The sequence below is a fragment of the Mesorhizobium sp. BHbdii genome (assembly GCF_053848045.1).
Map to the genome: position 1 here is coordinate 581,739 of NZ_JBSPKX010000001.1, position 22,567 is coordinate 604,305.

At 61.2% G+C, this 22,567-nt stretch carries 16 protein-coding genes and 1 pseudogene; 9 read left to right on the forward strand and 8 right to left on the reverse strand.

Annotation, left to right across the window (positions count from 1 at the left end; all coding sequences use genetic code 11):
- The first annotated feature begins 175 nt into the window (after positions 1–175).
- Both ACWTU8_RS02775 and ACWTU8_RS02780 read left to right on the forward strand, forming a co-directional pair.
- Positions 176–1,171, forward strand: a complete 996-nt coding sequence (locus ACWTU8_RS02775; protein WP_455846943.1) for a sterol desaturase family protein — start codon at positions 176–178, stop codon at positions 1,169–1,171.
- Positions 1,168–2,298, forward strand: a complete 1,131-nt coding sequence (locus tag ACWTU8_RS02780) for a GNAT family N-acetyltransferase (RefSeq protein ID WP_455846944.1) — start codon at positions 1,168–1,170, stop codon at positions 2,296–2,298. Before ACWTU8_RS02775 ends, ACWTU8_RS02780 begins: the two co-directional genes overlap by 4 nt.
- A 98-nt stretch (positions 2,299–2,396) precedes the next feature.
- On the opposite strand, the gene ACWTU8_RS02785 is transcribed toward ACWTU8_RS02780, so the two are convergent.
- The 6 genes from ACWTU8_RS02785 to coxB all read right to left on the reverse strand — a co-directional run bounded on the left by ACWTU8_RS02785 (position 2,397) and on the right by coxB (position 9,405).
- Positions 2,397–3,758 (reverse strand): PQQ-dependent sugar dehydrogenase, encoded by a 1,362-nt coding sequence (locus tag ACWTU8_RS02785; RefSeq protein WP_455848367.1) that lies wholly within the window; start codon positions 3,756–3,758, stop codon positions 2,397–2,399.
- Between the two features lie 63 nt (positions 3,759–3,821).
- On the reverse strand, positions 3,822–4,907 hold the full coding sequence (locus ACWTU8_RS02790; protein ID WP_455846945.1) for a c-type cytochrome: 1,086 nt from the start codon (positions 4,905–4,907) through the stop codon (positions 3,822–3,824).
- The gene (locus ACWTU8_RS02795; protein WP_287112566.1) at positions 4,907–5,530 is read right to left on the reverse strand and encodes a cytochrome c oxidase assembly protein; all 624 of its coding nucleotides are present in this window, start codon (positions 5,528–5,530) and stop codon (positions 4,907–4,909) included. The genes ACWTU8_RS02790 and ACWTU8_RS02795 overlap by 1 nt, the downstream gene beginning before the upstream one ends.
- On the reverse strand, positions 5,527–5,907 hold the full coding sequence (locus ACWTU8_RS02800) for a hypothetical protein (RefSeq protein ID WP_455846946.1): 381 nt from the start codon (positions 5,905–5,907) through the stop codon (positions 5,527–5,529). The genes ACWTU8_RS02795 and ACWTU8_RS02800 overlap by 4 nt, the downstream gene beginning before the upstream one ends.
- Positions 5,908–5,914: 7 nt before the next feature.
- Entirely contained in the window at positions 5,915–8,431 is a 2,517-nt protein-coding gene (ctaD, locus tag ACWTU8_RS02805; protein WP_455846947.1) for a cytochrome c oxidase subunit I, read from the reverse strand.
- A complete protein-coding gene (coxB, locus tag ACWTU8_RS02810; RefSeq protein WP_455846948.1) occupies positions 8,428–9,405 on the reverse strand; it encodes a cytochrome c oxidase subunit II in 978 nt (325 codons plus the stop codon). Before coxB ends, ctaD begins: the two co-directional genes overlap by 4 nt.
- A gap of 210 nt (positions 9,406–9,615) precedes the next feature.
- Here coxB and ACWTU8_RS02815 point away from each other — a divergent pair.
- The 4 genes and pseudogenes from ACWTU8_RS02815 (at position 9,616) to ACWTU8_RS02830 (ending at position 15,530) form a co-directional block, all read left to right on the forward strand.
- Positions 9,616–10,048 (forward strand): annotated as a pseudogene (locus tag ACWTU8_RS02815) (DUF2267 domain-containing protein).
- A 588-nt stretch (positions 10,049–10,636) separates the two neighbouring features.
- Positions 10,637–12,586 carry a PrkA family serine protein kinase gene (locus tag ACWTU8_RS02820; protein ID WP_029350511.1) on the forward strand — a complete coding sequence of 650 codons (1,950 nt, stop codon included), beginning with the start codon at positions 10,637–10,639 and terminating at the stop codon, positions 12,584–12,586.
- 19 nt (positions 12,587–12,605) lie between these two features.
- Entirely contained in the window at positions 12,606–13,916 is a 1,311-nt protein-coding gene (locus tag ACWTU8_RS02825; RefSeq protein WP_455846949.1) for a YeaH/YhbH family protein, read from the forward strand.
- Between the two features lie 9 nt (positions 13,917–13,925).
- On the forward strand, positions 13,926–15,530 hold the full coding sequence (locus ACWTU8_RS02830) for a SpoVR family protein (RefSeq protein WP_065009329.1): 1,605 nt from the start codon (positions 13,926–13,928) through the stop codon (positions 15,528–15,530).
- A gap of 396 nt (positions 15,531–15,926) precedes the next feature.
- Here the strand turns inward: ACWTU8_RS02830 and ACWTU8_RS02835 are convergent, their stop codons facing one another.
- Both ACWTU8_RS02835 and ACWTU8_RS02840 read right to left on the reverse strand, forming a co-directional pair.
- Entirely contained in the window at positions 15,927–16,133 is a 207-nt protein-coding gene (locus tag ACWTU8_RS02835; RefSeq protein ID WP_029350518.1) for a hypothetical protein, read from the reverse strand.
- 98 nt (positions 16,134–16,231) lie between these two features.
- On the reverse strand, positions 16,232–18,223 hold the full coding sequence (locus ACWTU8_RS02840; RefSeq protein WP_455846950.1) for a protein-L-isoaspartate(D-aspartate) O-methyltransferase: 1,992 nt from the start codon (positions 18,221–18,223) through the stop codon (positions 16,232–16,234).
- Between the two features lie 287 nt (positions 18,224–18,510).
- Between ACWTU8_RS02840 and ACWTU8_RS02845 the strand changes: the two genes are divergently transcribed.
- Genes ACWTU8_RS02845 through ACWTU8_RS02855 form a run of 3 tightly spaced genes read left to right on the forward strand, consistent with a single transcriptional unit; the run spans position 18,511 to position 22,518 of the window.
- Entirely contained in the window at positions 18,511–20,922 is a 2,412-nt protein-coding gene (locus ACWTU8_RS02845; protein ID WP_455846951.1) for a phosphoketolase family protein, read from the forward strand.
- Positions 20,922–22,094 (forward strand): acetate/propionate family kinase, encoded by a 1,173-nt coding sequence (locus ACWTU8_RS02850; protein ID WP_455846952.1) that lies wholly within the window; start codon positions 20,922–20,924, stop codon positions 22,092–22,094. The genes ACWTU8_RS02845 and ACWTU8_RS02850 overlap by 1 nt, the downstream gene beginning before the upstream one ends.
- A complete protein-coding gene (locus tag ACWTU8_RS02855; RefSeq protein WP_455846953.1) occupies positions 22,087–22,518 on the forward strand; it encodes a hypothetical protein in 432 nt (143 codons plus the stop codon). The genes ACWTU8_RS02850 and ACWTU8_RS02855 overlap by 8 nt, the downstream gene beginning before the upstream one ends.
- Positions 22,519–22,567 lie beyond the last annotated feature (49 nt).

The window sequence follows — 22,567 nt, forward strand, 5'->3', positions numbered from 1 at the left end:
CCGACATTTAGCGTTTTGTTACGGTTGAACTGCTAATCTGGCGCAAATCCGGCATGCTTTTGCTCGTTGCAGCCGCAATAGCCGCCTGGTTGCGGGCAACATGCAGTGGGTTTGGCAAGTTTTTTGCTTCCTAATTCGCCGGTAGCCATTTTACCGCCCAGGAGCCACCGCACCGATGTTTTCTGAATTCGCCAGAGTGATTGTGGAAAAGCTTTCGAACGTCAATTTGGTGACGCTCGGTCTCCTATTTCTCACGGCACTGGGGAGCGCGGTGGTCGCTTACTGGCGAACTGTCGAGCACAAGTCCCTCAGGGACTTTTTCGATTTCGCTTTCCCGGCGGAAGTCATCCTGCATCCGTCGGCGCGAGCGGATGTCCTATTTTGGGTCACAAAACGGGCGATAATGCCTTTCCTGCTCATCCCTGCCGGCGTCACCTTCGTTGCCGCCGTGGGCTATGGGACGCACCAGGCAATCGGCTGGCTCCTTGATATCCAGGCGCCGCTCATCGACGGCCCGGCCGGACCGGTGACGATCGTCATCTTCACCGCAACCATGCTGATCGCCTACGACATTTCGTACTATCTCTACCATGTCGCCCAACACCACTTCCCGTTCCTATGGGAATTGCACAAAGTGCATCATTCGGCCGAGGTGATGGTGGGAATCACCAAGGATCGGGTACATCCGCTGGACGATCTGATGAACCGTATCTGGGATGGCGTCATCCCGGGGATATGCTTCGGCATCTGGAGCCTGATCGCGCTTGATCCTGTAGAGATCGCTATCTTCGGCATCAACGTCTATGTCATTCGCAACATCCTGATGATGGACTTTGTTCGCCATACCCATTTCAAGATTTCCTTCGGCCGGTTGAACAACATCATCTTGTGTCCGCACTGGCACCAGGTGCACCACAGCATCGACCCTCGCCACTACGACAAGAATTTTGGCCTGCTGTTTTCGTTCTGGGATCGCCTGTTCGGGACGCAATTTGTCCCGGATCCGGATGAAGACCTCAAATTTGGCCTGATAGATCGCGATGTGCGCGACTATCAATCGCTCTTTGGGCTTTACATCCTGCCGCTCAAGAAGATGGGAGGGCATGTCGCCAGACTGTTCCAGAGGCGTCCCGATGTCATCGCACAGCCACAGGATCGTTCCCCTTCATGAACACCATTGTTTCGATTGACGCTTCGAGCGCAGAGCGCCTGGAAGTTGTCCGCTCGGCGGATCGCCTGGCTGCGATCGAAGCCGATTGGATGCATCTTTGGCATCGCACCGATGGGCTGATTTTTCAGAGCCATGCCTGGATTTCGGCATGGTGGAGTACCGTAGCGGACCGTGACCAGCGCGCGCTGCGGATCGGGTTGGTCTGGAATGGTGACAGGCTCGTTGCCGTCTTTCCCATGGCGATTGGCAAGCGCAAAGGCCTGCGGTTTCTCGAATGGGCGGCCGGCAGCTATACCGATTACGGGGATATTCTCGTTGCTCCGGAATGCTCCTCATCGGCGCTGCAGGACGTATGGGCCCGGATCTGTGAAGCCGGTGGCTTCGATATTGCCTTTCTCAATCATCTCTTGCCGGGTGCGGCGGTCCGCAAAATTTTCACTCCGGATACCTCCGGCGGGATCAGGCTTCGCCCCAATCACAGAGAGGAAGTCAGCTATCGCGTGGCCGGACAGTGGGAGAGCGGAGCCGCGTGGTTCGCGGAGCAATCGAAAAAGACGCGGCAGAACTATCGGCGCGGCGTCAAGACGCTGGAAGAAGCCGGGGAAATGAAATTTCGCCTGCTTGCGCCAGACGAGCCGCTGCAGCCGGTACTGGACCGCCTCTCTGCCCTGAAGCGCAGATGGCTGGTGGAGCGCAAGCGTGAATCCCAACTTTTCGAAGAGGGAGCGCCAGTACTCGCCGCACTCGTCGAGGCGCTGGCGCGCGCCGGCGTGCTGCACATTTTCGTACTTGAATGCAATGGCGCGATGGTCGCAGTCTCCATCAACTTCGTCCAGCACCACACCATGATGGCCTTCGTGACCACTTTCGATCCGGATTTCAGCCAGGCGTCGCCCGGCATGATCCTGATGATGGACTACATACGGTGGTCGATCGATCACGGCTTGGGCACGGTCGATTTCCTGTGCGGCGCAGAGTCGTTCAAGCACAAATTCGCAACGCAGGGCGTTGTCCTGCAATCCGTTCTTGGGACGCGCACGGCGCAAGGCTCGCTCGCTTCTCTTGCCGATCGTATGCGCCAGAGGGTCCGGCATGTACGCGGGCGCGGACTGGTGCCGACAGCTTGATTTTCGGCTTGATCGGCGCCCGTAACACCGTGTCCGACATGCAATGGCAAGTGGTGTCCTATCGCTTCCCTCGTCGGGTCGCCGGCAGCACGAACCGCTCAAAGTGCCGATTGCGTCTGAGATGGAACGACCCGCCAGACCTTGTTGCCGACATCATCCGCCACCAGCAGGGCGCCGCGCCGGTCTATCGCCACTCCCACAGGACGGCCAAAGGCCTTCTCGTCCTCGCTCAGGAAGCCGGTGAGGATGTCCTGAGGCGGGCCTGACGGCTTGCCGCCGGTAAACGGCACGAAAATCACCTTGTAGCCGCTGCGCGGCTTGCGATTCCACGAGCCATGCTGGCCGACGAACGCGCCATTCCTGTATTGAGGACCGAACAAGTCGCCCGTGTTGAAGGTCAGTCCCAATGAAGCCGTGTGCGCCCCGAGCGCATAGTCCGGCTTGATCGCCTGGGCGACGAGGTCGGGCCGCTGCGGCTTGACGCGATTATCGACATGCTGGCCGTAGTAGCTGTAAGGCCAGCCGTAGAAGCCGCCATCCTTCACCGAAGTCATGTAGTCCGGCACGAGGTCGCTGCCGATCTCGTCGCGCTCGTTGACGGCCACCCAGAGTTCGCCGCTTTCCGGATTCCAGGACAGGCCGGTCGGATTGCGCAGCCCGGAGGCGAAGAGACGCGACTGCTTCGAAGCGAGATCGATCTCCAGCACTGCGGCGCGGTTCTCCTCTTCCTCCAAGCCGTTCTCGCCGACATTGGAATTGGATCCGACCGTCGCATAGAGCTTCGTGCCGTCCTGCGAGGCGGTCATGTCCTTGGTCCAGTGGTGGTTCCTCCCCGCAGGCAGGTCGACGATCTTCTCCGCCGGTGCGGTGATCTCGGTCGCGCCCTCCTGGTAGGGAAAGGCCACAATTGCATTGGCGTTGGCGACGTAGAGCTTGCCGTTAAGTAGCGTCATGCCGAATGGCGAGAACAGCCCGGTGAGGAAGGCCGTTTTGGTTTCCGCCACCCCGTCGCCATCCTGATCGCGCAGCAACGAGATGCGATTGGCGCTAGACGTTTGCGCGCCGGCCTGGCTCTGGAAGAGGTTTGTGAAGAAGCGGCGTATGCTGCGTAAGCTCTCTATGAAGAAGCTGCGTATGCTGCGTATTCTGAAGCCCTCGTCCGGCTTGGGCGGGGCATTGCTCTCGGCCACCAGCACGTCGCCGTTTGGCAGCACGTATAGCCAGCGCGGGTGGTCGAGCCCGCCGGCAAACTCGTTGACTGCAAATCCCTGGGCCGCCGTCGGCTTCGTGCCCTGCGGCCATGGCGCGGCCTTGGCGACATGGACGGTCGGCAGCCAAGTCGGATTGGGCTCCGGCAGGGTCGGGTTAGGGCCATAGGTCTCCGCGATCGGAACCGTCGCCTCTTCGCGCGACAGGAAGAAGACCGCTCCGCCGGCGACGACGAAAAGAACGATCAGCATGAGAAGGGCGGCAAGCAACTTTTTCACCAGAACCTCGAAAGTGTCGAAAGAACGCAAACGCGCTTATCGCGTTCCGGTTGCGGATGGAGTGGCGGATACGGCGAAGTAGGCCGCAAGCGCGCGGACGTCGTCGTCCGTGAGACCCTTCGCGGCATTGGCCATGAGATGGCCGAAGCGCGTTCCACCCCGCTTTCCCGCCCTGAACAGCCCAAGCTGCGCCTCGATATAGCGCTCGGGCTGGCCGGCGATGGAGGGATAGAGCGGGCTGCGGTCCTGTCGTCCGTGACAGCCGAGACAGGCTGGCACGCCGGCCTCCTTGATACCCTTCTCGGCGATTTCCCTGCCGCGCCGGACAAGTGCTGGATCGCCCTCGCCCCCGGGGTGCCTCGTCGGCAGGGCGGCGAAATGCTTGGCCAGATCCGGCCAGGATTGAGGCCCTGCCGCAATGGCGGGCAGGCTCATCAAGCCGCTTGCCCGACCTTCCTCGGCATAGGCACGCAGGCTTTCTAGGAGATAGGCCTCGCTCTGCCCGGCGAGAACGGGGATCGCCGGACCGCGCCCGAGACCGTCCCCACCGTGGCAGCGGCCGCAATCCGCGAGCGCCTGCCGTAGGGTTGCGGCAGCGCCTTCAGGAGGCGCAAGCCTTGCTCCATAGGCGAGGTCACGGTAGGTGGCTTCGTCCATCGACGGCAGTTCGCGCAGGAAGGCTACCATCGCCCAGACCTCGTCGTCTCGTTCCTGCGTTGGCCAGGCCGGCATGCCGGTGAAGCGCACGCCGTGTTTGACGATGCGAAAAAGTTCCGCGTCGGACCATTCGCCGACGGCCCCGGCAAGGTCAGGCGGCTGCGGCAGCATTCTCATGACGACAGGAGATCGCGGCTCGCCCGGCGCACCGTGACAGATGGCGCAGCCGCGCGCGAAATGTCCGGCGGCCGGCTGGATCGCATGACGCGGCAGAGCTTCTGGAACGTCGACCGCCAGCGCATAGGTGCGCACAGCCGATCGCATGGCGAATTGCAGAAACCATTCCGTGATCTTCCAGTGGCCGCTTGACGCACCGACATTGAAAAAGCCGATCCAGGCGGCCAGCACCACGACGAAGGGCAGAATGGCAAGCGCTATGGCGAGCTTCTTCCAACTGATATGCATCAGACCGCCTTCCGCGGCGGGGCGGCGAGCAAGCGCGCGAAAAGCGTCACGCCGCCGGCCAGATAGACCGCCGCGCCGACCAAAAGCATGATTACGCCGCCAAGTTCCTGATCCTGCTGCGCGGAAAGCGCGACGCCGAAGCAGCTTATCTCGCCCGTCCCGTAAAGCGGCCTTGGGGTCAGCGCCAGCAGCGCCCCGAGCAAGGTCATATGGATGGACGTCAGAAGCAAGGCGAAGGCGCCGGCGGCATTGCCTGTGATGTCCGAACCGCGGCGCGGCAGGCAGGTCAGCCACAGGAACAGCCCGGCGGCGAGGAACGTGGCCTGCTCGATGGCGGTCGCAAACAGCGAGCTTTGCGCCAGCGTCCGCAAGGCCGGCGCGTGCCAGGACCAGACAATGATAAGCTCGACGAGGGAGGCGGGGAGGGCGAGGGTGAACGCCCGGTTTGCATCTGGTTTCGGGCGGAGCGGGATCCCAATCGCCATCAGCGGCGCAGCGATCGCTACCACTCCCATATGCGCCAGCATGTGCGCCGAAAACGAATCCCGCCAGGCATCGAGCAGCGGTCCGACCCAGACCAGGGCGAGGACGAGGAGACCGAGGATGAGGCAGGCGCGTCTCACCGGATACACCCCGTCAGGAACAATGCGGGCATCGCGGTGAAGATCACGGCGATGAAGCTGAGACACGAGAGCAGCAGCGTCGCAAAGCCCTGGAACAGGGTCCGGTCGCGTTTCGTCGGATCGTCGTGCGGCGGATCGTCTGTGCCGAAGCCCCATTGCCGCCAGGCGAGCCATGCGGATAGCGCGATGAGCGAGAGGGCGATCAGAGTGGCGGCGGCGATGCCCGCGCGCACAGCGCTGAAATTCAGCCCGATAAGCTCGGGCTTAGCGCAATAGACCGCCGCGCCGATGTAGCAAACGAGGAAATGCGCAGCCCACACCACGGGCGCGGTAAACAGCGTCCAGAGCGTTTCAATCTCTTTCGGGATGAGCCGCATCGCCGCCTCACGTCGCTGCCGGAAAGAGGCCAATGATGGCGAAGGTGATGACGGCGGTGACCAGCAGAAAATGCCAGTAGAGCACCACGTTGCTTAGATCCATGTCATGTTTCGGCGTCAGTCGGCCGGCCAAAGAGCGGGCCAGGCAATAGGCCTGCATTACCGTGCCGAGCGCGGCATGAGCGAGCACCCAGATCACGAGAATCCACACGATTGCAGGATAGACCTGGCGCGTCGGGTCCATGCCGGGAGACCACGGCGCGGCCAAGCCTGCGGCGGACGCGGCAACGGTGGTCAGCAGGGACGTTACCAGCAAGCCGCGCACAGTGGCCGTGGCGCCGCGCCTGTTGACCGTGCGGGCCGCCACCATCAGGCCCCACGCTGCAGCGAACAAAACGGCAGCCAGCAGCGACCAGATCGCATCAGGCCCGGCAATCCCCGCGGTGAAGTCGGCATGGATCGTCCAGTAAAAAAAATAGCCGAAGACGAGGCTGGCGAAGGCCGTGCCGTCGCCCACCATGGTGATGAACATCGCCCACCAGCCGACCGAATCGGGGCCGGAGGCATAAAGCGGCAGGCTGAGGCCCAGGCCGACATCCTTTTCCGGCTTCTCGGGGATTTCGCCAGTGCCCGTCCAGAGCCAGTAGATGACGGCGCAAAAGCAGGTGATTGCGGCCATCGCCGTCACGATCCACCAGTGGAAGGTAAGCGCGAGGAAAGCGGCTCCGAGCGAAAGGGCCGAGACGATGGTGACATGGGAACTGCCGCCGACGCGCAGCACCTGGATGGGGTCGGCGTCGAGCACGGAGGTGACTAGTCCCTCGCGCCGTCCCTCTTCCGCGTCGGGCAGGTAACAGCGGCCTTCATTGACCTCGCGCGCAAGATCCTTCTGGTCCCAGAGGGGATAGCGGCTGCGCACGATGGGTATCGAGCGGACGCCCCAGTCCTCCTCCGGCTCGGAAATCCATTCCAACGTGCCAGCATTCCACGGGTTGAGTTCGTCGCGCGGCTCCCGGTGCTTCGGCCTGAGCACGTCTAAGACAACCACCAGCACGCCCGCGGCGAAAATGAAGGCTCCGGCCGTCGAGATCAGGTTCAGCCAATCCCAGCCGATTTCGGCCGGATAGGTGAAGACGCGCCGGGGCATGCCGCGCAGGCCGCTCAGATGCATGGGGAAGAAGCCGATGTTGAAGCCGCAGAACATTAGCCAGAAGGCGAGCCGTCCCAGACGGTCGGAGAGCTTCTTCGCGTCGATCAGCGGGTAATAGTAGTAGAGCCCGGCCACGACCGGGAAAAGCATGCCGCCGATCAGCACATAATGGAGGTGCGCGACGACAAAGTACGTGTCGTGCGCCTGCCAGTCGAATGGTGCGAGCGCCACCATCACGCCCGTCAGTCCGCCAATAACGAAGATGGCAAGTCCTCCGGTGCCGAACAGCATCGGGGTCGAGAAGATTACCCGGCCGGCCAGCATGGTGGCGATAAAGACGAAGATCTGCACGCCCGTCGGGATCGCCACCGCCTCGGAGGCCGCCGAGAAGAAGGCCAGCGAGATCTGCGGCAGGCCTGTCGCAAACATGTGGTGTACCCACAGGCCGAAAGAAAGGAATCCCGTTCCCACTGCCGCGAGCACGATCCAGGAATAACCGACGATTGGACGCTGGGAAAAAGTCGGCACGATCATCGCCATCAGCGCGATAGCCGGCAGGAAGATGATGTAGACTTCCGGATGGCCGAATATCCAGAACAGATGCTGCCACAGCAGCGGGTCGCCGCCGCGCGCTGCGTCAAAGAACGGCCAATCGAACATCCGTTCCATCTCGAACAGGAGGTCGCCGGCGATCAGCGGCGGGAAGGCGAACAGGATCATTCCAGCAACGATCAACAGGTACCAGGCGAAGAGCGGCATCAGGTTGATGCGCATGCCCGGCGCGCGGCATTTCATGATGCCGACGATGAGCTCGACGGCAGCCGCGATCGAGGCGACTTCGATGAAGGAAAGGCCGAGCAGCCAGATGTCAGCGCCGATGCCGGAGAACTCCTTGTCGGTGGCGAGCGGCGGATACATGAACCAGCCTGCCGACGGCGCCGCGTTGAAGAAGATGGAGCCGCAGACGAAGATACCGCCGAGGAAAAAGCTCCAAAAACTGAACGCCCCCAGGCGCGGAAACGGCATCTCGCGCGCGCCCAGCATCGGCGGTAGGAGGAAGATCGCGACTGCCTCGAAGATCGGCACCGCGAACAGGAACATCATCACCGTACCGTGCAGGGTGAAAGCCTGGTTGAAGAAGTCGGCCGACAGGAAGTCGTTGTCGGGCACGGCGAGCTGCAGGCGCATCAGCAGCGCGAGCGCGCCGGCGAACAGCATGAAGGCGAAAGCCGCCGAGCCGTACCAGAGGCCGATCTGGAAATTGTTCACCGAGGTCCAGTAGCGCCAGCCGGCCGGATTGGCCCAGACGGCGCGCAGCCGCTCCTCCTGCGCCGTGTATTCCTCCGGCGAGCGCTTCTTGATCGCAGCGCTCATTGCAGGCCTCTCAGCCAGGCGGCGATGGCGCGAATGTCGTCCGGCGGCAACATGTCGAAGGCCGGCATCCTGGAGCCGGGCTTGATTAGTTCGGACCGGGCGATGAAGCGGGCGACGGCGTCTTCGGTGTTGGGCAGGATGCCGGCTCCGACGGTGGCGCGGGAACCGAGATGCGAAAGATCCGGGCCGATCAGGCCGCGCGCATCCGTGCCCGCGACGAAATGGCAGGACCCGCAGCCATGGCGCAGAAACAGCGCGCCGCCGCTCGCGCCGGCGCCTTCCGCGGGAATTGCCTGGGCGGCGAGCCAGGACCGGAATGCTTCGGGCTCCATCGCCACGGCCGAGAACGCCATCAGCGCGTGAGACGTGCCGCAATATTCCGCACAGGGCCCGCGGAAGATGCCGGGTTTCGTAGCCATAAGCGAAAGCCTGTTGGTGCGACCGGGGATCATGTCCATCTTGCCGCCGAGCGGTGGGATCCAGAAGGAATGGATCACATCGGCGCTTTTCAGGGTGAATTCGACGCGCTCGCCGACCGGCAGCCTGACCTCGTTGGCGGACGCGACCGGCGGTCCCTGAGCTGGGCGGTAGACAACTTCCCACCAGAACTGCCTGCCGGTGATTTCAATCCGCAGGCCGGCGGCGCCCGCCTGGGCGAAGGGCTGAAGGCCGGGCATCAGCCACAGTGCATAGGCGAGCAGGACACAAAGCGTGACCGACGGGAAGACCACGCCGCCCCAAAGGATGATCCTGCTGGCAGACTTTTCGGCCAGCCTGCGGCGGTTGAATAGGGCTGAATGAAGAAGCACGCCGACCACGCCCAGCCAGATGACGGCGCCGCCACTTAGCATTATCCAAAACAGTATGGCTATCTGCTGCGCTTCCGCTCCCGCGGGCTCAAGTACCGACCGGGCGCCGGCAAAGCCGCTCGCCAGCGATAATGACGCAGCGGACAGGCTGAAATATTGACCCATTTACAACCCCTCCGCCGTAAACCGGCGAGAGGGGCGGAAGGTTCCGGGCAACTGAGCTTTCGAACTAGCTGCATTCGCCGTTACTATTTGGGCAATTTTTCAACGAGTGACGAAACAATTGCGCTCGATCCCCGTTTGCCCGTCATAGGTTAGCGTTAGGGCGAATGTTGGGGGCGAGCCTTGGGATTGTCCATGCCAAAGCGGGCGACGATGAGCGCAACCGGCTTGGAAGACAAAAACCCTGCAGACGACAGACATCTGGCTGGACGAGATCATGGCCGATTACGGGCCCGATAGGCGCGTTGCCTGGCATGTGCTGGGAGCTGTTTGACGCACCTTGCGGGATTGGCTGCAGATCGAACTGGCTGCCAATTTGAGGGCGGAGCTGCCGCTTCTCGTGCGTGGCGCCTACTATGATCGGTATCGGCCGGGTGATCTGCCGACCAGCAGCCGTTCATTGGAGGATTTCCTGAAGCGGGTGGCCGAGGAGATGAAATCCACTCGACCCGTGAATCCCGAGGATGCGACGAGATCCGTGTTCAAAGTTCTCGCCAGGCATGTCGACTTCGGCCAGTTGGTCAAGGTGCGAGACGCGTTGCCGAAGCAGATCCAGGCGCTTTGGCCCGAAAGTGTTGGAGTTTAGCAGCAACAAGACAAAAGTCTGAGCTCTCGATACGGTTCTCAGCTGCCTCGGCCCGGCCGATCCTTTTCCTCGCGATACAGTCGCTCAGTGGCCCGATCGCTTTCTCTGCGCTCTGCAGGCCCCCGACGGCGCCACGTGAGGAGTGCGTAAGCGATCACGATTGCTAGCAGTAGCGGGCCGCCAGCAACGACGATCAACCACATACTGTTCTCGAACATGGAACATCTCCTTTCCCTCGTTGCCAGAAGGAGCGAAACCGTTGCTCCCTTCCGGTCCAGGGGTGGACACCGAATGACCTGTGCGCCGCCAACTCAACTGCTGAGAGCAGGCGGCCTGGTTCATTCCTCCAGAAAAACAGTGTTCGCGACGGGCTGTTGCACTCGGCACGCGCTGATGGAAGAATGGATATCCCTCGGAAACGTTCCATTGTGCGAGCCATTCGCTGGCTGGCTTTCAGGCGTTCACTATATCTGTCTCGACCCCTAACATCCGGTCGCAGACGCACTACGTGATGATAGGGAACCACAAAGGCTTTCCGATAGTTGAATGAAGGGCGAGAGCAACCAGACCGGCCGGGGCGAGGATACCATGCGCGAGAACCAGTCCGACGTCTTCGATCTGTTTTCGGAGATTTACACGAATGCGGCGCAGGAGGAGATAAGCATCCAGCAATATCTCCTTGCCTGCCGCGAGGATAAATCGATGTATGCCTCGGCGCCCGAACGGATGGTCGAGGCGATCGGCGAGCCTACCCTGATCGACACCAGCATGGATGAGCGGCTCGGCCGCATTTTCGCCAACAGGACAATCAAGGTCTATCCCACCTTCTCCGAGTTTTATGGCATGGAGGACACGATCGAGCGCATAGCCGGCTATTTCCGCTATGCCTCTCAAGGGCTCGAGGAACGCAAGCAGATCCTCTATCTGCTTGGCCCTGTCGGCGGCGGTAAGTCCTCGCTCGCCGAACGGCTGAAGAAGCTGATGGAGCAGCGTCCGATCTATACGCTGAAGGTGGGCGGCCAGATCAGCCCGGTTTTCGAATCGCCGCTCGGGCTTTTCAATCCTGACCGCATGGGCGACCTTTTGGAGGACAAATACGGCATCGCGCGGCGCCGGCTGAACGGCCTGATCTCCCCGTGGGCGGCCAAGCGCCTCGATGAACTGTCCGGCGACATCTCCAAGTTCAGCGTCGTGAAGCTGATGCCTTCGCGGCTGCGCCAGATCGGCATCGCCAAGACCGAGCCAGGCGATGAGAACAACCAGGACGTTTCGGCCCTGGTCGGCAAGGTCGATATACGACAACTCGAGAATTTCAGCCAATCCGATCCGGACGCCTATTCCTACAGCGGCGGACTGAACCGGACCACGCAAGGGTTGCTTGAGTTCGTCGAGATGTTCAAGGCGCCGATCAAAGTCCTCCATCCGTTGCTGACCGCTACCCAGGAAGGCAGCTACAACGGTACGGAGAACTTCGGATCTTTCCCTTATCAGGGCATCGTCGTAGCCCATTCCAACGAGTCGGAATGGCTGCAGTTTAAGAACAACAAGAACAACGAGGCGTTCCTCGACCGCATCCTGGTGGTCAAGGTGCCGTACTGCCTGCAGGTCACCGAAGAAAGGCAGATCTACGAAAAGCTGCTGCGCGAAAGCGAATTGGCTTCCAGTCCCTGTGCACCGGAGGTGCTGGACATTCTCAGCCGGTTCACCGTCTCGACCCGTCTGGCCGAGCACGACAATTCGCCACTTTACACGAAGATGCGCGTTTATGACGGCGAGAACCTCAAGGACATAGATCCCAAGGCGAAGTCGGTTCAGGAATACCGCGATGCCGCCGGTGTCGACGAGGGCATGACCGGCGTCAGCACGCGCTTTGCTTTCAAGATCCTGTCGCAGACATTCAACTACGACACCAAGGAAGTGGCCGCCGATCCTGTGCATCTGATGTACATTCTGGAGGAGGCCATCAAGCGCGAGCAGTTCCCGAAGGAAACGGAGGCCGCCTATCTCGACTTCATAAAGTCGGAACTGGCGACGCGTTATGCCGAGTTCATCGGCCATGAGATTCAGAAGGCCTATCTGGAGTCCTACAGCGAATACGGCCAGAACCTGTTCGACCGCTACATCGCCTACGCCGATGCCTGGATCGAGGATCAGGACTACAAAGACCCCGATACAGGCCAGATCCTCAACCGCGAGGTATTGGACAACGAACTGTCGCAAGTCGAAAAGCCGGCCGGCATTGCCAATCCCAAGGACTTCCGCAATGAGGTCGTGAAGTTCGCGTTGCGCGCCCGGGCGAGGAACAATGGCCGCAACCCCTCATGGACAAGTTATGAAAAGCTGCGCGAAGTCATCGAGAAGCGGATGTTCGGCCAAGTCGAGGATCTGCTCCCGGTGATCAGCTTCGGCTCCAAGCAGGACAGCGTAACGGAGAAACGGCATACCGAGTTCGTGCATCGGATGGTCGGACGCGGTTACACCGAACGTCAGGTCCGCCGGCTGGTGGACTGGTACATGCGGGTGAACAAGGCGGGCTGAGTCCGGCCGGGGTGGTTCCATGCCGATCTTTGTCGATCGCCGACTGAACCCGAAGGACAAGAGCCTCGGCAACCGCCAGCGCTTCCTGAAGCGTGCGCGCGAAGAGCTGAAGCGAAGCATCCGGGATCGGATTCGTACCGGCAAGATCGCTGATGTCGACAGCGAACACGCCGTGTCGATGCCGGCGAGGGGCACAGCCGAGCCGAGCTTCAGCGATGCGAAAGACAGCGGCAGGCGGCAGCACATCCTGCCGGGCAATAAGCATTTCGCCCCGGGCGACCGGGTTCCCAAGCCCGGTCAGGGCGGCGGCGGTTCGTCTCCCGGGAAAACGGTCTCGGAGGACGATTTTCGTTTCGTGCTCTCGCGCGAGGAGGTGCTCGACCTCTTCTTCGAGGATCTCGAACTTCCCGACATGGTCAAGCTCAACCTCAAGGAGATACTTGCCTTCAAGCCGCGCCGCGCAGGGTTCGCCGCGACCGGTTCGCCGACCAACATCAATGTCGGTCGCACGATGCGAAACAGCCATGGTCGCCGGATTGCGCTCAGGCGCCCGAAGCAGGAGGAGCTTGATGCGATTGCGGAGCAACTCGCAATCCTGGAGGCAGAGCCCCAGAGCGCGGGGCCGGTACGCCAACGCATCGCAGCGTTGCGGGAAGAGCTTGAGCGACTTGAGCGCCGCCGCAAGCGGATCGCCTATGTCGATCCCGTCGACATCCGCTTCAACCGTTTTGACGCCCAGCCCGTGCCGAATGCCAATGCGGTCATGTTCTGTCTCATGGACGTATCCGGCTCGATGGGCGAACGCGAGAAGGATCTGGCTAAGCGCTTCTTCGTGCTGCTGCACCTGTTCCTGAAACGGCGCTACGACCGAACCGAAATCGTCTTCATCCGCCATACGCACGAGGCGCAGGAGGTGGACGAGGAAACCTTCTTCTACAATACGCAAAGCGGCGGTACGGTCGTTTCCACGGCACTTGAGGAGATGCGCCGCATTATCGAGCAACGCTATCCCAGCAACGAGTGGAACATCTATGCCGCCCAGGCATCGGACGGCGACAATTTCGTAACCGATTCCGAGCGCTGCATCGGCCTGATGGACGGCCAGATCATGCGCCTGTGCCAGTATTTCGCCTATGTCGAGATCATCGACGAACGTGAGAGCCATATTTTCGGCAGCACCGACAATGGAACCTCGCTGTGGCGCGCCTACAGCGCTGTCAACCAGAGATGGCCGAATTTCCAGATGAGCCGTATCGCCAACGCATCCGACATCTATCCGGTCTTTCGCCAGCTCTTTGCCAGGCAGCCGATCTTCCAGAAAAGCGCTTGAGGGGAGCCGATGGCGAACCAGACCGGCAAATCCGGCCAAACCAGCAAATCAGGCCAAACCAGCAAATCAGGCCAAACCAGCAAATCAGGATTGCTCTTTTCAGGGTCTGACTGGGATTTCAAGACACTGTCGCGCGCCTACCAGGCGATCGAGGCGCTCGCGATCGAAGAGCTTCACCTCGACGTCTATCCGGTGCAGATGGAGATCATCTCGTCCCAGCAGATGCTCGACGCCTATTCCTCGGTCGGCATGCCGCTGATGTATCGCCACTGGTCCTTCGGCAAGCATTTTCTCTACCAGGAATTGCTCTATCGCAAAGGCGGGCGGGGGCTCGCCTATGAACTGGTGATCAATTCCAATCCTTGCATCGTCTACCTGATGGAGGAAAACACCATGGCCCTGCAGGCCCTGGTGACAGCTCATGCAGCGCTTGGTCACAATCATTTTTTCAAGAACAATCATCTGTTCCGGCAATGGACGGATGCCAGCGCTATTCTGGGCTATCTGGACTTCGCCAAGGGTTACATTGCCCGTTGCGAGGAGCGGCACGGCGTCGCCGCGGTGGAGGCAATCCTCGATGCGGCCCACGCGCTGATGGAACAGGGCGTGTTCAGATACCGCCGACCGCCGAAGCTCTCGTCGGAGCGGCAGCGAGAAGGCGTTCGTGAGCGCCTGGAGTACGAAGAGCGTTCCTACAACGATCTGTGGCGCACGCTCCCGCCGTCGAAGGACGGGACCAAGGCCAACGAAACGGACACCGGCATCGCAGAGCGGAAGAAAACGCTCAACCTGCCCGAGGAGAACCTGCTCTACTTCCTGGAAAAAAACAGCCTGGTCCTGGAGCCTTGGCAGCGTGAAATCATCAGGATCGTCCGGGTCGTCGCGCAATACTTCTATCCGCAGCGGCAAACGCAGGTAATGAACGAAGGCTGCGCCACTTTCGTGCACTACACACTCATGAACATGCTGTTCGATCGCGGCCTGATCAATGAAGGCGCGATGCTGGAAATCCTGCGCAACCATTCGAACGTGATCTTTCAGCCAGGCTTCGACGATCCGCGTTTTTCCGGCATCAATCCTTATGCCTTGGGCCTCGACATGATGCAGGACATTCAGCGCATATCGACTGAGCCCACCGCCGAGGATCGTGACTGGTTCCCCGATATCGCCGGCAACGGCAATTGGCGCGAAACCCTGCTCGACGCGTGGGCGAACCATCGCGACGAATCATTCATCCGCCAGTATCTGAGCCCCGCCCTGATGCGGAAATGGCGGTTCTTTATCCTCGCCGATGCCGCTAGCGAACCGCATTACGAAGTCGCGTCGATCCACAATGAGCGTGGCTACGAAAAGATACGCGCCGGGCTCGCCCAGAGCTACGACATCGGTGCGAGCCGGCCGGATATTCAAGTGGTGGATGTTGATCTGCTCGGTGACCGACAATTGCGGCTGGAGCACAAGGTGAAGAACGGCATCATGCTGGAGGAGGCCAGTCGCGACGCCACCCTCCGCCATATCCGCACCCTGTGGGGCTATGAGGTCAGCCTGGCGGCGATCGATGCGCAAACGGGCGGGACGCTCAACGAACGTTCGACCAGCCAAATCGGGGAATGACCAGAACCTGGGCCGGCGACGGCGGCGTTCTACAGCCGGGTTTCCACTCTTGGGTCCGATGCTCTGGCCGTCGGACCCGGGAAGGTCGGTTTCGTCGGAATCTCGGATGGTGTCTCGGGAGGAATTTCGACGGGCTGCCTTTGCGGGCTGGGAACGGGATCGGGCGAAGGCGGAGGAACGCCCGGAGGCTCATCCGGCGGAGTTTCCGGCGGAGCAGGCGGCCGGGCAGGCTCAGGATTCGGATTATCCGGTATCGGCACGGGATTGTTCGGATCAGGATCAGGATCGGTCATGGGATACTCTTCGAAGGTTGCTTCACATTTCCTCCGCGCCGCGACAATCATAAATGCGCGCATGTGCTCCTCCCTGACCCTTGCCTCGTAACACGCAGCGACGCTACTTGTTCGTCCGCATCTTTTGCCTTGGATTGATCCCGCCAAGGGCGTTGGTGTCGTTCTCGACATCGCCTTCGATCGTGTTTTCGCCTTCGAGTAAGAGTTCGTCGCCTTCCTTGATCGTGCCCTTGGAGGTCCCGATACCGGGATTGTTCCTCAAATCGGCATCGCTCGGCTTTTTCCACTTTGGATGTTTGGTTCCGCTCATGGCAAAACTCCTTCGAAAAGGGTCCTGTTGTAGAAAACAGCAGGGCGCGACGAATGTTCCGCCGAAACTCACCTTGATGCGGCGTTGTCCGAGACGGGCTAAAGCCCGAACGGATAGGTGTCGGGAACGCCCGCTCCCATATGCTCCGGCCCAAGCGGCGTCACCGCGACGGTTTCGTCAAACCAGACGAAGGCGTCAAACTGCTGGGAAAGAGAGGCAGCCGCGTAATGGCTGCGCAGTTCGGTTTCCGGCCGATAAATTACGCCGATGAAGCGCTCCAGCCGGCGCTCCAGAAGCCGATCGCGAAGATCGTCGTCGCGCTTGATGTCGAGCAGGAAACGCGAGACGCCGCAATCATGGCAAAGCCGCTCGTAGCTATCGCTATGCGAGAGCCGCACCCGCTTGATTTCCATCTCGCTGTCCCAGTCGGAGGCCGCGGCCACTGTCCCGGAATGCGTACTGAGCCCGATCAAGGCCGCCTCGTCGCCGAAACGCTGGCGGCAGAGCTGGCCGATGTTTACTTCGTCCCTGATAATCCCCATTTCGGTATAGCGTGCATCTCCGATGTGGGAGTTATGCGCCCACACGACCGCCTTGGCGTTCGGCCCGCGGGCTTCCAGCAGATGCTCGAGTGTCTCAAACATATGGGTGTCGCGCAGGTTCCAGGACTGCGCGCCGCCATAGTACATGATCCGATAGTAGCGTTCCGCGGAAGCGATCAGCCGGGCATTCTGGGTGGCATCTAGAAAATCAACGCCGTCCTGCTGCGCATAGTCGAGCTGCTTGGCAAGCAGTTCGCGGCATTGTTCAAGCACGGCCTGCTCGCATTTCTCGAAACCCGATGTGAGCGCGACGCGGCCGTAGGTGGATGGTTCGTGTTGCCAAGGCGTCAGGCAGCCATAGCGTTCACGCGCGATCTTTGCTGCCTGCGGATCGACCCGATCGAGATATTGCAGAACCGCGCCGATCGATCCGCTCATATTGTAGATGTCGAGGCCATAGAAGCCCGCCAGCCGGGACGATATCCTGATCCGCTCATTGTGTTGTCGCATCCAGTCGACAAACGCGGCAACGTCGGTGTTGCGCCACATCCAGGTGGGAAACCGCTGGAACGGCGGATCGGCGTCAGCCCGCGACGGCCGATGGCGGACGTGGCGGTCAATCGCCGCTGCGTCAGGCCAATCGGCTTCGACCGCGACGATGGTGAAGCCGTGCTTCTCGATAAGCCTGCGGGTGATCTCCGCACGAGCCCGGTAGAACTCCGACGTACCGTGGCTCGCTTCACCAAGCAGGACGACGCGCCGGTCGCCAAACCGGTCGAACAATTCGCCGAACGCCGGATCGTCGAAATCCGGCAGCGGTTCGGCCGCTGCCGCGATCATCTCCGGCAGGCTGCGCGTGCGTGCGGGTCCGGACCGACGATCCGCGGTACGGCTGCCGCTCTCGGGCCAGCCCTGCTCGCCGATGAGCGGGACAAACCGCACGCCGCCGAAATCCTCCTCGCTGTAAGTTGCAGCGCCAGTTCGGGTGACCTTGAGAAGGCGCTGATCATGCGGTTCGTCGCCGACCGGGATGACGAGCCTGCCGCCGACGTCGAGCTGTTCCTGAAGGGCAAGCGGCGCACCGGGTCCGCCGGCGGCGACCACAATGGCGTCGAAGGGCGCTGCGTCGGGCCAGCCTTTGGTGCCATCGCCGGTGCGGACTTCGATATTGTCATAGCCAAGCTCTTCGAACCGCTGTCTCGCCGTTTCGGCCAACCCGGCGTGGCGTTCGATCGTGTAGACGCGTTCGACGATCCGGCTCATCACGGCAGCCGCGTACCCTGAGCCGGTGCCAACCTCCAGGACATGGTCGCCCGGTCCGATCTCTGCCATCTCGATCATCAAGGCGACGATGTAGGGCTGCGATATCGTCTGACCTTCGGCGATCGGCAGCGGCCCATCCTCGTAGGCGAATTCTTCAAAGCCGGGTGCGACGAAAGCCTCGCGTGGAACCTCACGCATCGCTTCCAGCACCTCGCGGTCATGGATGCCACGGCGGCTGAGCTGGACTTCGACCATTCGGTCGCGTGCATCGGGAAGATCGAGCATCTTTTGCTCCTCTTTCGGGCTGGCGGTCCTCCGCACTCATTGTCCCCCCAATCGTGCCTAACGGCTCCCCGGCGACAATCCCTCGATCGCGTGCACTCCGCTCGGCAGCGCTTGATCTCATTTCGGCGGCTCGTCTCCTTAACCGTTGGCGAGCTTCCAGGTTCCTGCAAAAGAGCGATTGGCAGGCGCGGATGGCGGCTCCAGCCGAACTTATTTCCGTGAAAATCCTTTCTCCGAGGCGATCTCACTCCAGATATCGACGGGCGAATGCATCTGGAGACTTTTCCATGAACGACGAGGCTCAGAGAGCTGCGACCACAACAGGCCTTTATCAGGTCGATCTCATGGACCGTTATTGGCGGGCCGCGAACTATATTTCGGTTGGCCAGATCTATCTGATGGACAATCCGCTGCTGCGCGAGCCCCTGAAAGCCGAGCACGTCAAGCCGCGGCTGCTCGGCCATTGGGGCACGACACCTGGCCTCAACTTCATCTACGTCCACCTGAACCGCGTTCTCCGGGAACGCGGTCTCGACGTTCTGTTTATCTGCGGCCCAGGTCATGGCGGCCCGGCGATGGTGGCGAACACGTGGCTTGAGGGCACCTACAGCGAGATCTATCCTGAGATCGGCCAGGGCGAAGACGGCCTGAGGAAACTCTTCCGGCAATTCTCCTTCCCCGGTGGAGTGCCGAGCCACGCTGCTCCGGAAACGCCCGGCTCGATCCATGAAGGCGGAGAACTGGGATATGCGCTGGTCCATGCCTTCGGCGCGGCCTTCGACAATCCTGATCTGGTGGTCGCCTGCGTCGTCGGCGACGGTGAAGCGGAGACCGGTCCGCTCGCGGCGGCATGGCACTCCAACAAGTTCCTCAATCCGGCATCCGACGGCGCCGTGCTGCCGATCCTGCATCTCAACGGCTACAAGATCGCCAACCCGACGATCCTTGCCCGCATGGATGACGTGGAATTGCGGGGCCTGTTCGCCGGCTATGGCTACGAACCACTTTTCGTCGAAGGACACGAGCCGATTCCCATGCATCGGTTGATGGCCACCAAGCTGGACACCGCGCTGGACAGAATCCGCTCCATCCAGAAGCGCGCCCGAGCGTCGGGCTGGCAGGGAGAGCGTCCGCTGTGGCCGATGATCGTGCTGCGCAGCCCGAAGGGGTGGACCGGACCGAAGGAGGTCGACGGCAAGAAGGTCGAGGATTTCTGGCGCTCGCATCAAGTTCCGGTGTCGAACGCGCGCGGCGACGAGGCGCACCTCAAGATCCTCGAAGACTGGATGCGGAGCTACGAGCCGGAAAAGCTGTTCGACAACAGCGGGCATCTGCTTCCAGAGTTGGCGGCGCTTGCGCCAACCGGGTCAAAGCGCATGGGCGCAACCCCCTATGCCAATGGCGGATTGCTGAAGCGCGACCTCGTGCTTCCCGATTGGAAAAGCCTGGCGCTCGACGTGCCGCGTCCGGGAGGTGCCACAGCCGAGGCGACGCGGGTTCTCGGAAGCTATCTCCGCGACATCATACGCCTGAATGCGGATGCCAGAAATTTCCGGCTGATGGGGCCTGATGAGACGTCCTCCAACCGCCTTGACGACGTCTTCGAGGTTACGGACCGGGTCTGGACGCAGCGGATCGAGCCCTACGACGTCCAACTCTCCCGTGACGGCCGTGTCATGGAAGTGCTCAGCGAGCATCTCTGCCAGGGTTGGCTGGAGGGCTATCTGCTGACCGGCCGGCATGGCCTGTTTTCCTGTTACGAGGCGTTCATCCACATCGTCGATTCCATGGTCAACCAGCATGCGAAATGGCTGAAGACATCCCGCGAGCTTGCCTGGCGCAAGGCGATCGCTTCACTCAATTACCTGCTGACCTCTCATGTCTGGCGGCAGGATCACAACGGCTTCAGTCACCAGGATCCGGGCTTTGCCGATTTTGTCGCCAACAAGAAGGCCGATACCGTCAGGCTTTATTTCCCGCCAGATGCCAACACGCTGCTCTGGATCACCGACCATTGCCTGAGAACCTACAACCGCATCAACGTCATCACCGCCGGCAAGCAGCCGGCGCCGCAATGGCTGTCTGTCGAAGACGCAGAAACCCACTGCAGGGCGGGGGCGGGGATCTGGGAATGGGCCGGAACGGTTGCCAAGGGCGAGGATCCGGATGTGGTGATGGCCTGCGCCGGCGACGTGCCGACACTGGAGACGCTCGCTGCCACCGACATTTTGCGTTCGGCGCTTCCAGACCTGAAGGTTCGCGTCGTCAATGTGGTCGACCTGATGACGCTGCAGTCGAATTCAAAGCATCCGCATGGCCTCACCGATGAGGATTTCGACGCGCTGTTCACGAAAACCAGGCCGGTCATCTTCGCCTATCACGGCTATCCCTACCTCATCCACCGGCTGACCTACCGACGCGCCAACCATGACAACATGCACGTGCACGGTTTTCGCGAGGAAGGCACCACCACCACGCCGTTCGACATGGTCGTACTCAATGAACTTGACCGTTTTCACCTGGCGCTCGCCGCGATCGAACGCGTGCCAGGTCTCGCCGAACGGGCGAAAAATCTTGCCGCCGAACTTCACGGGAAGCTTGCGGAACACAAGGCTTATGTCCGCGAGTACGGCGAAGACATGCCCGAGATTCAGAAGTGGAACTGGCCTGATAACAGTGCGACGAAGGTTGCCGATTGATGCGACACGCAATTCTTGCACTGAACGCCGGCTCCTCCAGTATCAAGTTCGGACTATATGACCTTGAACCGTCGGCAGAACTGCAACTCGTCTCGCGTGGTACGCTGGACCTGGGCAATGCGCCGAGGCTCAGCGTGAAAGCGGCCGATGGAACAGTGCAGTGTGATCGGCCGCTTGCTGGAGACGCGCGCAATGCGGGCATCGACGCGTTGCTCGACTGGATCGAGAGCGAAGTTGGCGGCAGAAAACTGGTCTCCGCCGGACACCGCATCGTGCATGGCGGGCGCGACTTCGTCGAACCCGTCCGCCTGACGCCTCACGTGATCGAGGCGTTGGATAGGCTGACGCCGCTTGCTCCGCTGCATCAGCCTCGCAGTCTCGCGCCGATCCGCACACTTGCGGCGCTGCGGCCGGATCTGCCGCAGGTCGGATGTTTCGACACAGCCTTCCATCAGACGATCGATCCGATCGTGAGCCGCTTCGCGCTGCCGCGTAGATTTGATGAGGACGGAATCCGCCGCTACGGGTTTCATGGTCTTTCCTACGAATACATCGCCGGGCGGCTCAAGGAGATAGCGCCCGGTCTTGCAGCGAAGCGGACGATCGTCGCCCATCTCGGCAACGGAGCGAGCCTGTGCGCCATGCGCGACGGAAGAAGCGTCGATACGACGATGAGCTTTTCCGCGCTCGACGGCCTGGTCATGGGCACGCGTTGCGGCGCTATCGATCCGGGCGTGCTTTTGTACTTCATCCTGGAGAGAGGTATCGCGGGGGAGGCTCTGCAGCACATGCTCTATGAGGAATCCGGGCTGCTCGGAATATCCGGCATCTCGGGCGACATGCGCACGCTGCAAGCGAGCGACGATCCCCACGCCCGCGAAGCGGTAGATCTTTTTGCTTTCCGGGCCGCAAGGGAAGTTGCCGCACTCGCCAACACGTTGGGCGGTCTCGAATGCCTCGTGTTCACCGCCGGCATCGGCGAGCGCTCAGCGCCGGTCCGCAAGGCAATATGCGAAAGGCTTCATTGGCTTGGCGTGGCGATCGACGAGCCATCCAATGGCTCTCATGCCGAGATCATAAGCCGATCGGACAGCAAGGTCGAAATACGCGTCGTCGCGACCGACGAGGAGAGGATCATCGCTCGCCACACGCGCGTGCAGGGGAATGCTTGATAACGCAATCAACGGTGCTGTTTTCCAAGACAAGGAACCCTGCGCGCCTGCGACCGTTCCCCTGTCTGATACCAAAGGGAGAGATCCAATGGCCGAAACCCCTAACAACGCAGGCGCCTCAAAGGCGGCAAACGAAGCCCAGGAGGCGATGAAGAAGCAGATCGCTGAGCTTCGCCGCGAGATCACGAAAATAAATCGGACCCTTTCCGACCGCGCCGAGGAGGCAGAGGGCTGGTACGACAGCGCAGCCGAACGGGCCTCGCGCGCAGCCCGGCAATTGCGTAGCCAGGCGCACACCGTGACTGAAACTGTCCAGCAGAATCCAGGCACAATATCTTCGGCGATGATGCTTGGCGGCGTGCTCGGTGTTGTCTTGGGAATTGTGATTGCAAAGAGTTCCGAACCTGAGCGGCGGTGGTTCTAAGGGGCAGATCACCACCCTTGCAGTGCCGAGCCTATCGGCATCAAGCATG

Excerpts from the sequence above, each read along its gene's own strand:
- ACWTU8_RS02775 (WP_455846943.1), top strand. The coding sequence starts at position 176 with ATGTTTTCTGAATTCGCCAGAGTGATTGTGGAAAAGCTTTCGAACGTC.
- ACWTU8_RS02780 (WP_455846944.1), top strand. The coding sequence starts at position 1,168 with ATGAACACCATTGTTTCGATTGACGCTTCGAGCGCAGAGCGCCTGGAA.
- ACWTU8_RS02785 (WP_455848367.1), bottom strand. The coding sequence starts at position 3,758 with ATGCTGATCGTTCTTTTCGTCGTCGCCGGCGGAGCGGTCTTCTTCCTG.
- ACWTU8_RS02790 (WP_455846945.1), bottom strand. The coding sequence starts at position 4,907 with ATGCATATCAGTTGGAAGAAGCTCGCCATAGCGCTTGCCATTCTGCCC.
- ACWTU8_RS02800 (WP_455846946.1), bottom strand. The coding sequence starts at position 5,907 with ATGCGGCTCATCCCGAAAGAGATTGAAACGCTCTGGACGCTGTTTACC.
- ctaD (WP_455846947.1), bottom strand. The coding sequence starts at position 8,431 with ATGAGCGCTGCGATCAAGAAGCGCTCGCCGGAGGAATACACGGCGCAG.
- coxB (WP_455846948.1), bottom strand. The coding sequence starts at position 9,405 with ATGGGTCAATATTTCAGCCTGTCCGCTGCGTCATTATCGCTGGCGAGC.
- ACWTU8_RS02820 (WP_029350511.1), top strand. The coding sequence starts at position 10,637 with ATGCGCGAGAACCAGTCCGACGTCTTCGATCTGTTTTCGGAGATTTAC.
- ACWTU8_RS02825 (WP_455846949.1), top strand. The coding sequence starts at position 12,606 with ATGCCGATCTTTGTCGATCGCCGACTGAACCCGAAGGACAAGAGCCTC.
- ACWTU8_RS02830 (WP_065009329.1), top strand. The coding sequence starts at position 13,926 with ATGGCGAACCAGACCGGCAAATCCGGCCAAACCAGCAAATCAGGCCAA.
- ACWTU8_RS02835 (WP_029350518.1), bottom strand. The coding sequence starts at position 16,133 with ATGAGCGGAACCAAACATCCAAAGTGGAAAAAGCCGAGCGATGCCGAT.
- ACWTU8_RS02840 (WP_455846950.1), bottom strand. The coding sequence starts at position 18,223 with ATGCTCGATCTTCCCGATGCACGCGACCGAATGGTCGAAGTCCAGCTC.
- ACWTU8_RS02845 (WP_455846951.1), top strand. The coding sequence starts at position 18,511 with ATGAACGACGAGGCTCAGAGAGCTGCGACCACAACAGGCCTTTATCAG.
- ACWTU8_RS02850 (WP_455846952.1), top strand. The coding sequence starts at position 20,922 with ATGCGACACGCAATTCTTGCACTGAACGCCGGCTCCTCCAGTATCAAG.
- ACWTU8_RS02855 (WP_455846953.1), top strand. The coding sequence starts at position 22,087 with ATGCTTGATAACGCAATCAACGGTGCTGTTTTCCAAGACAAGGAACCC.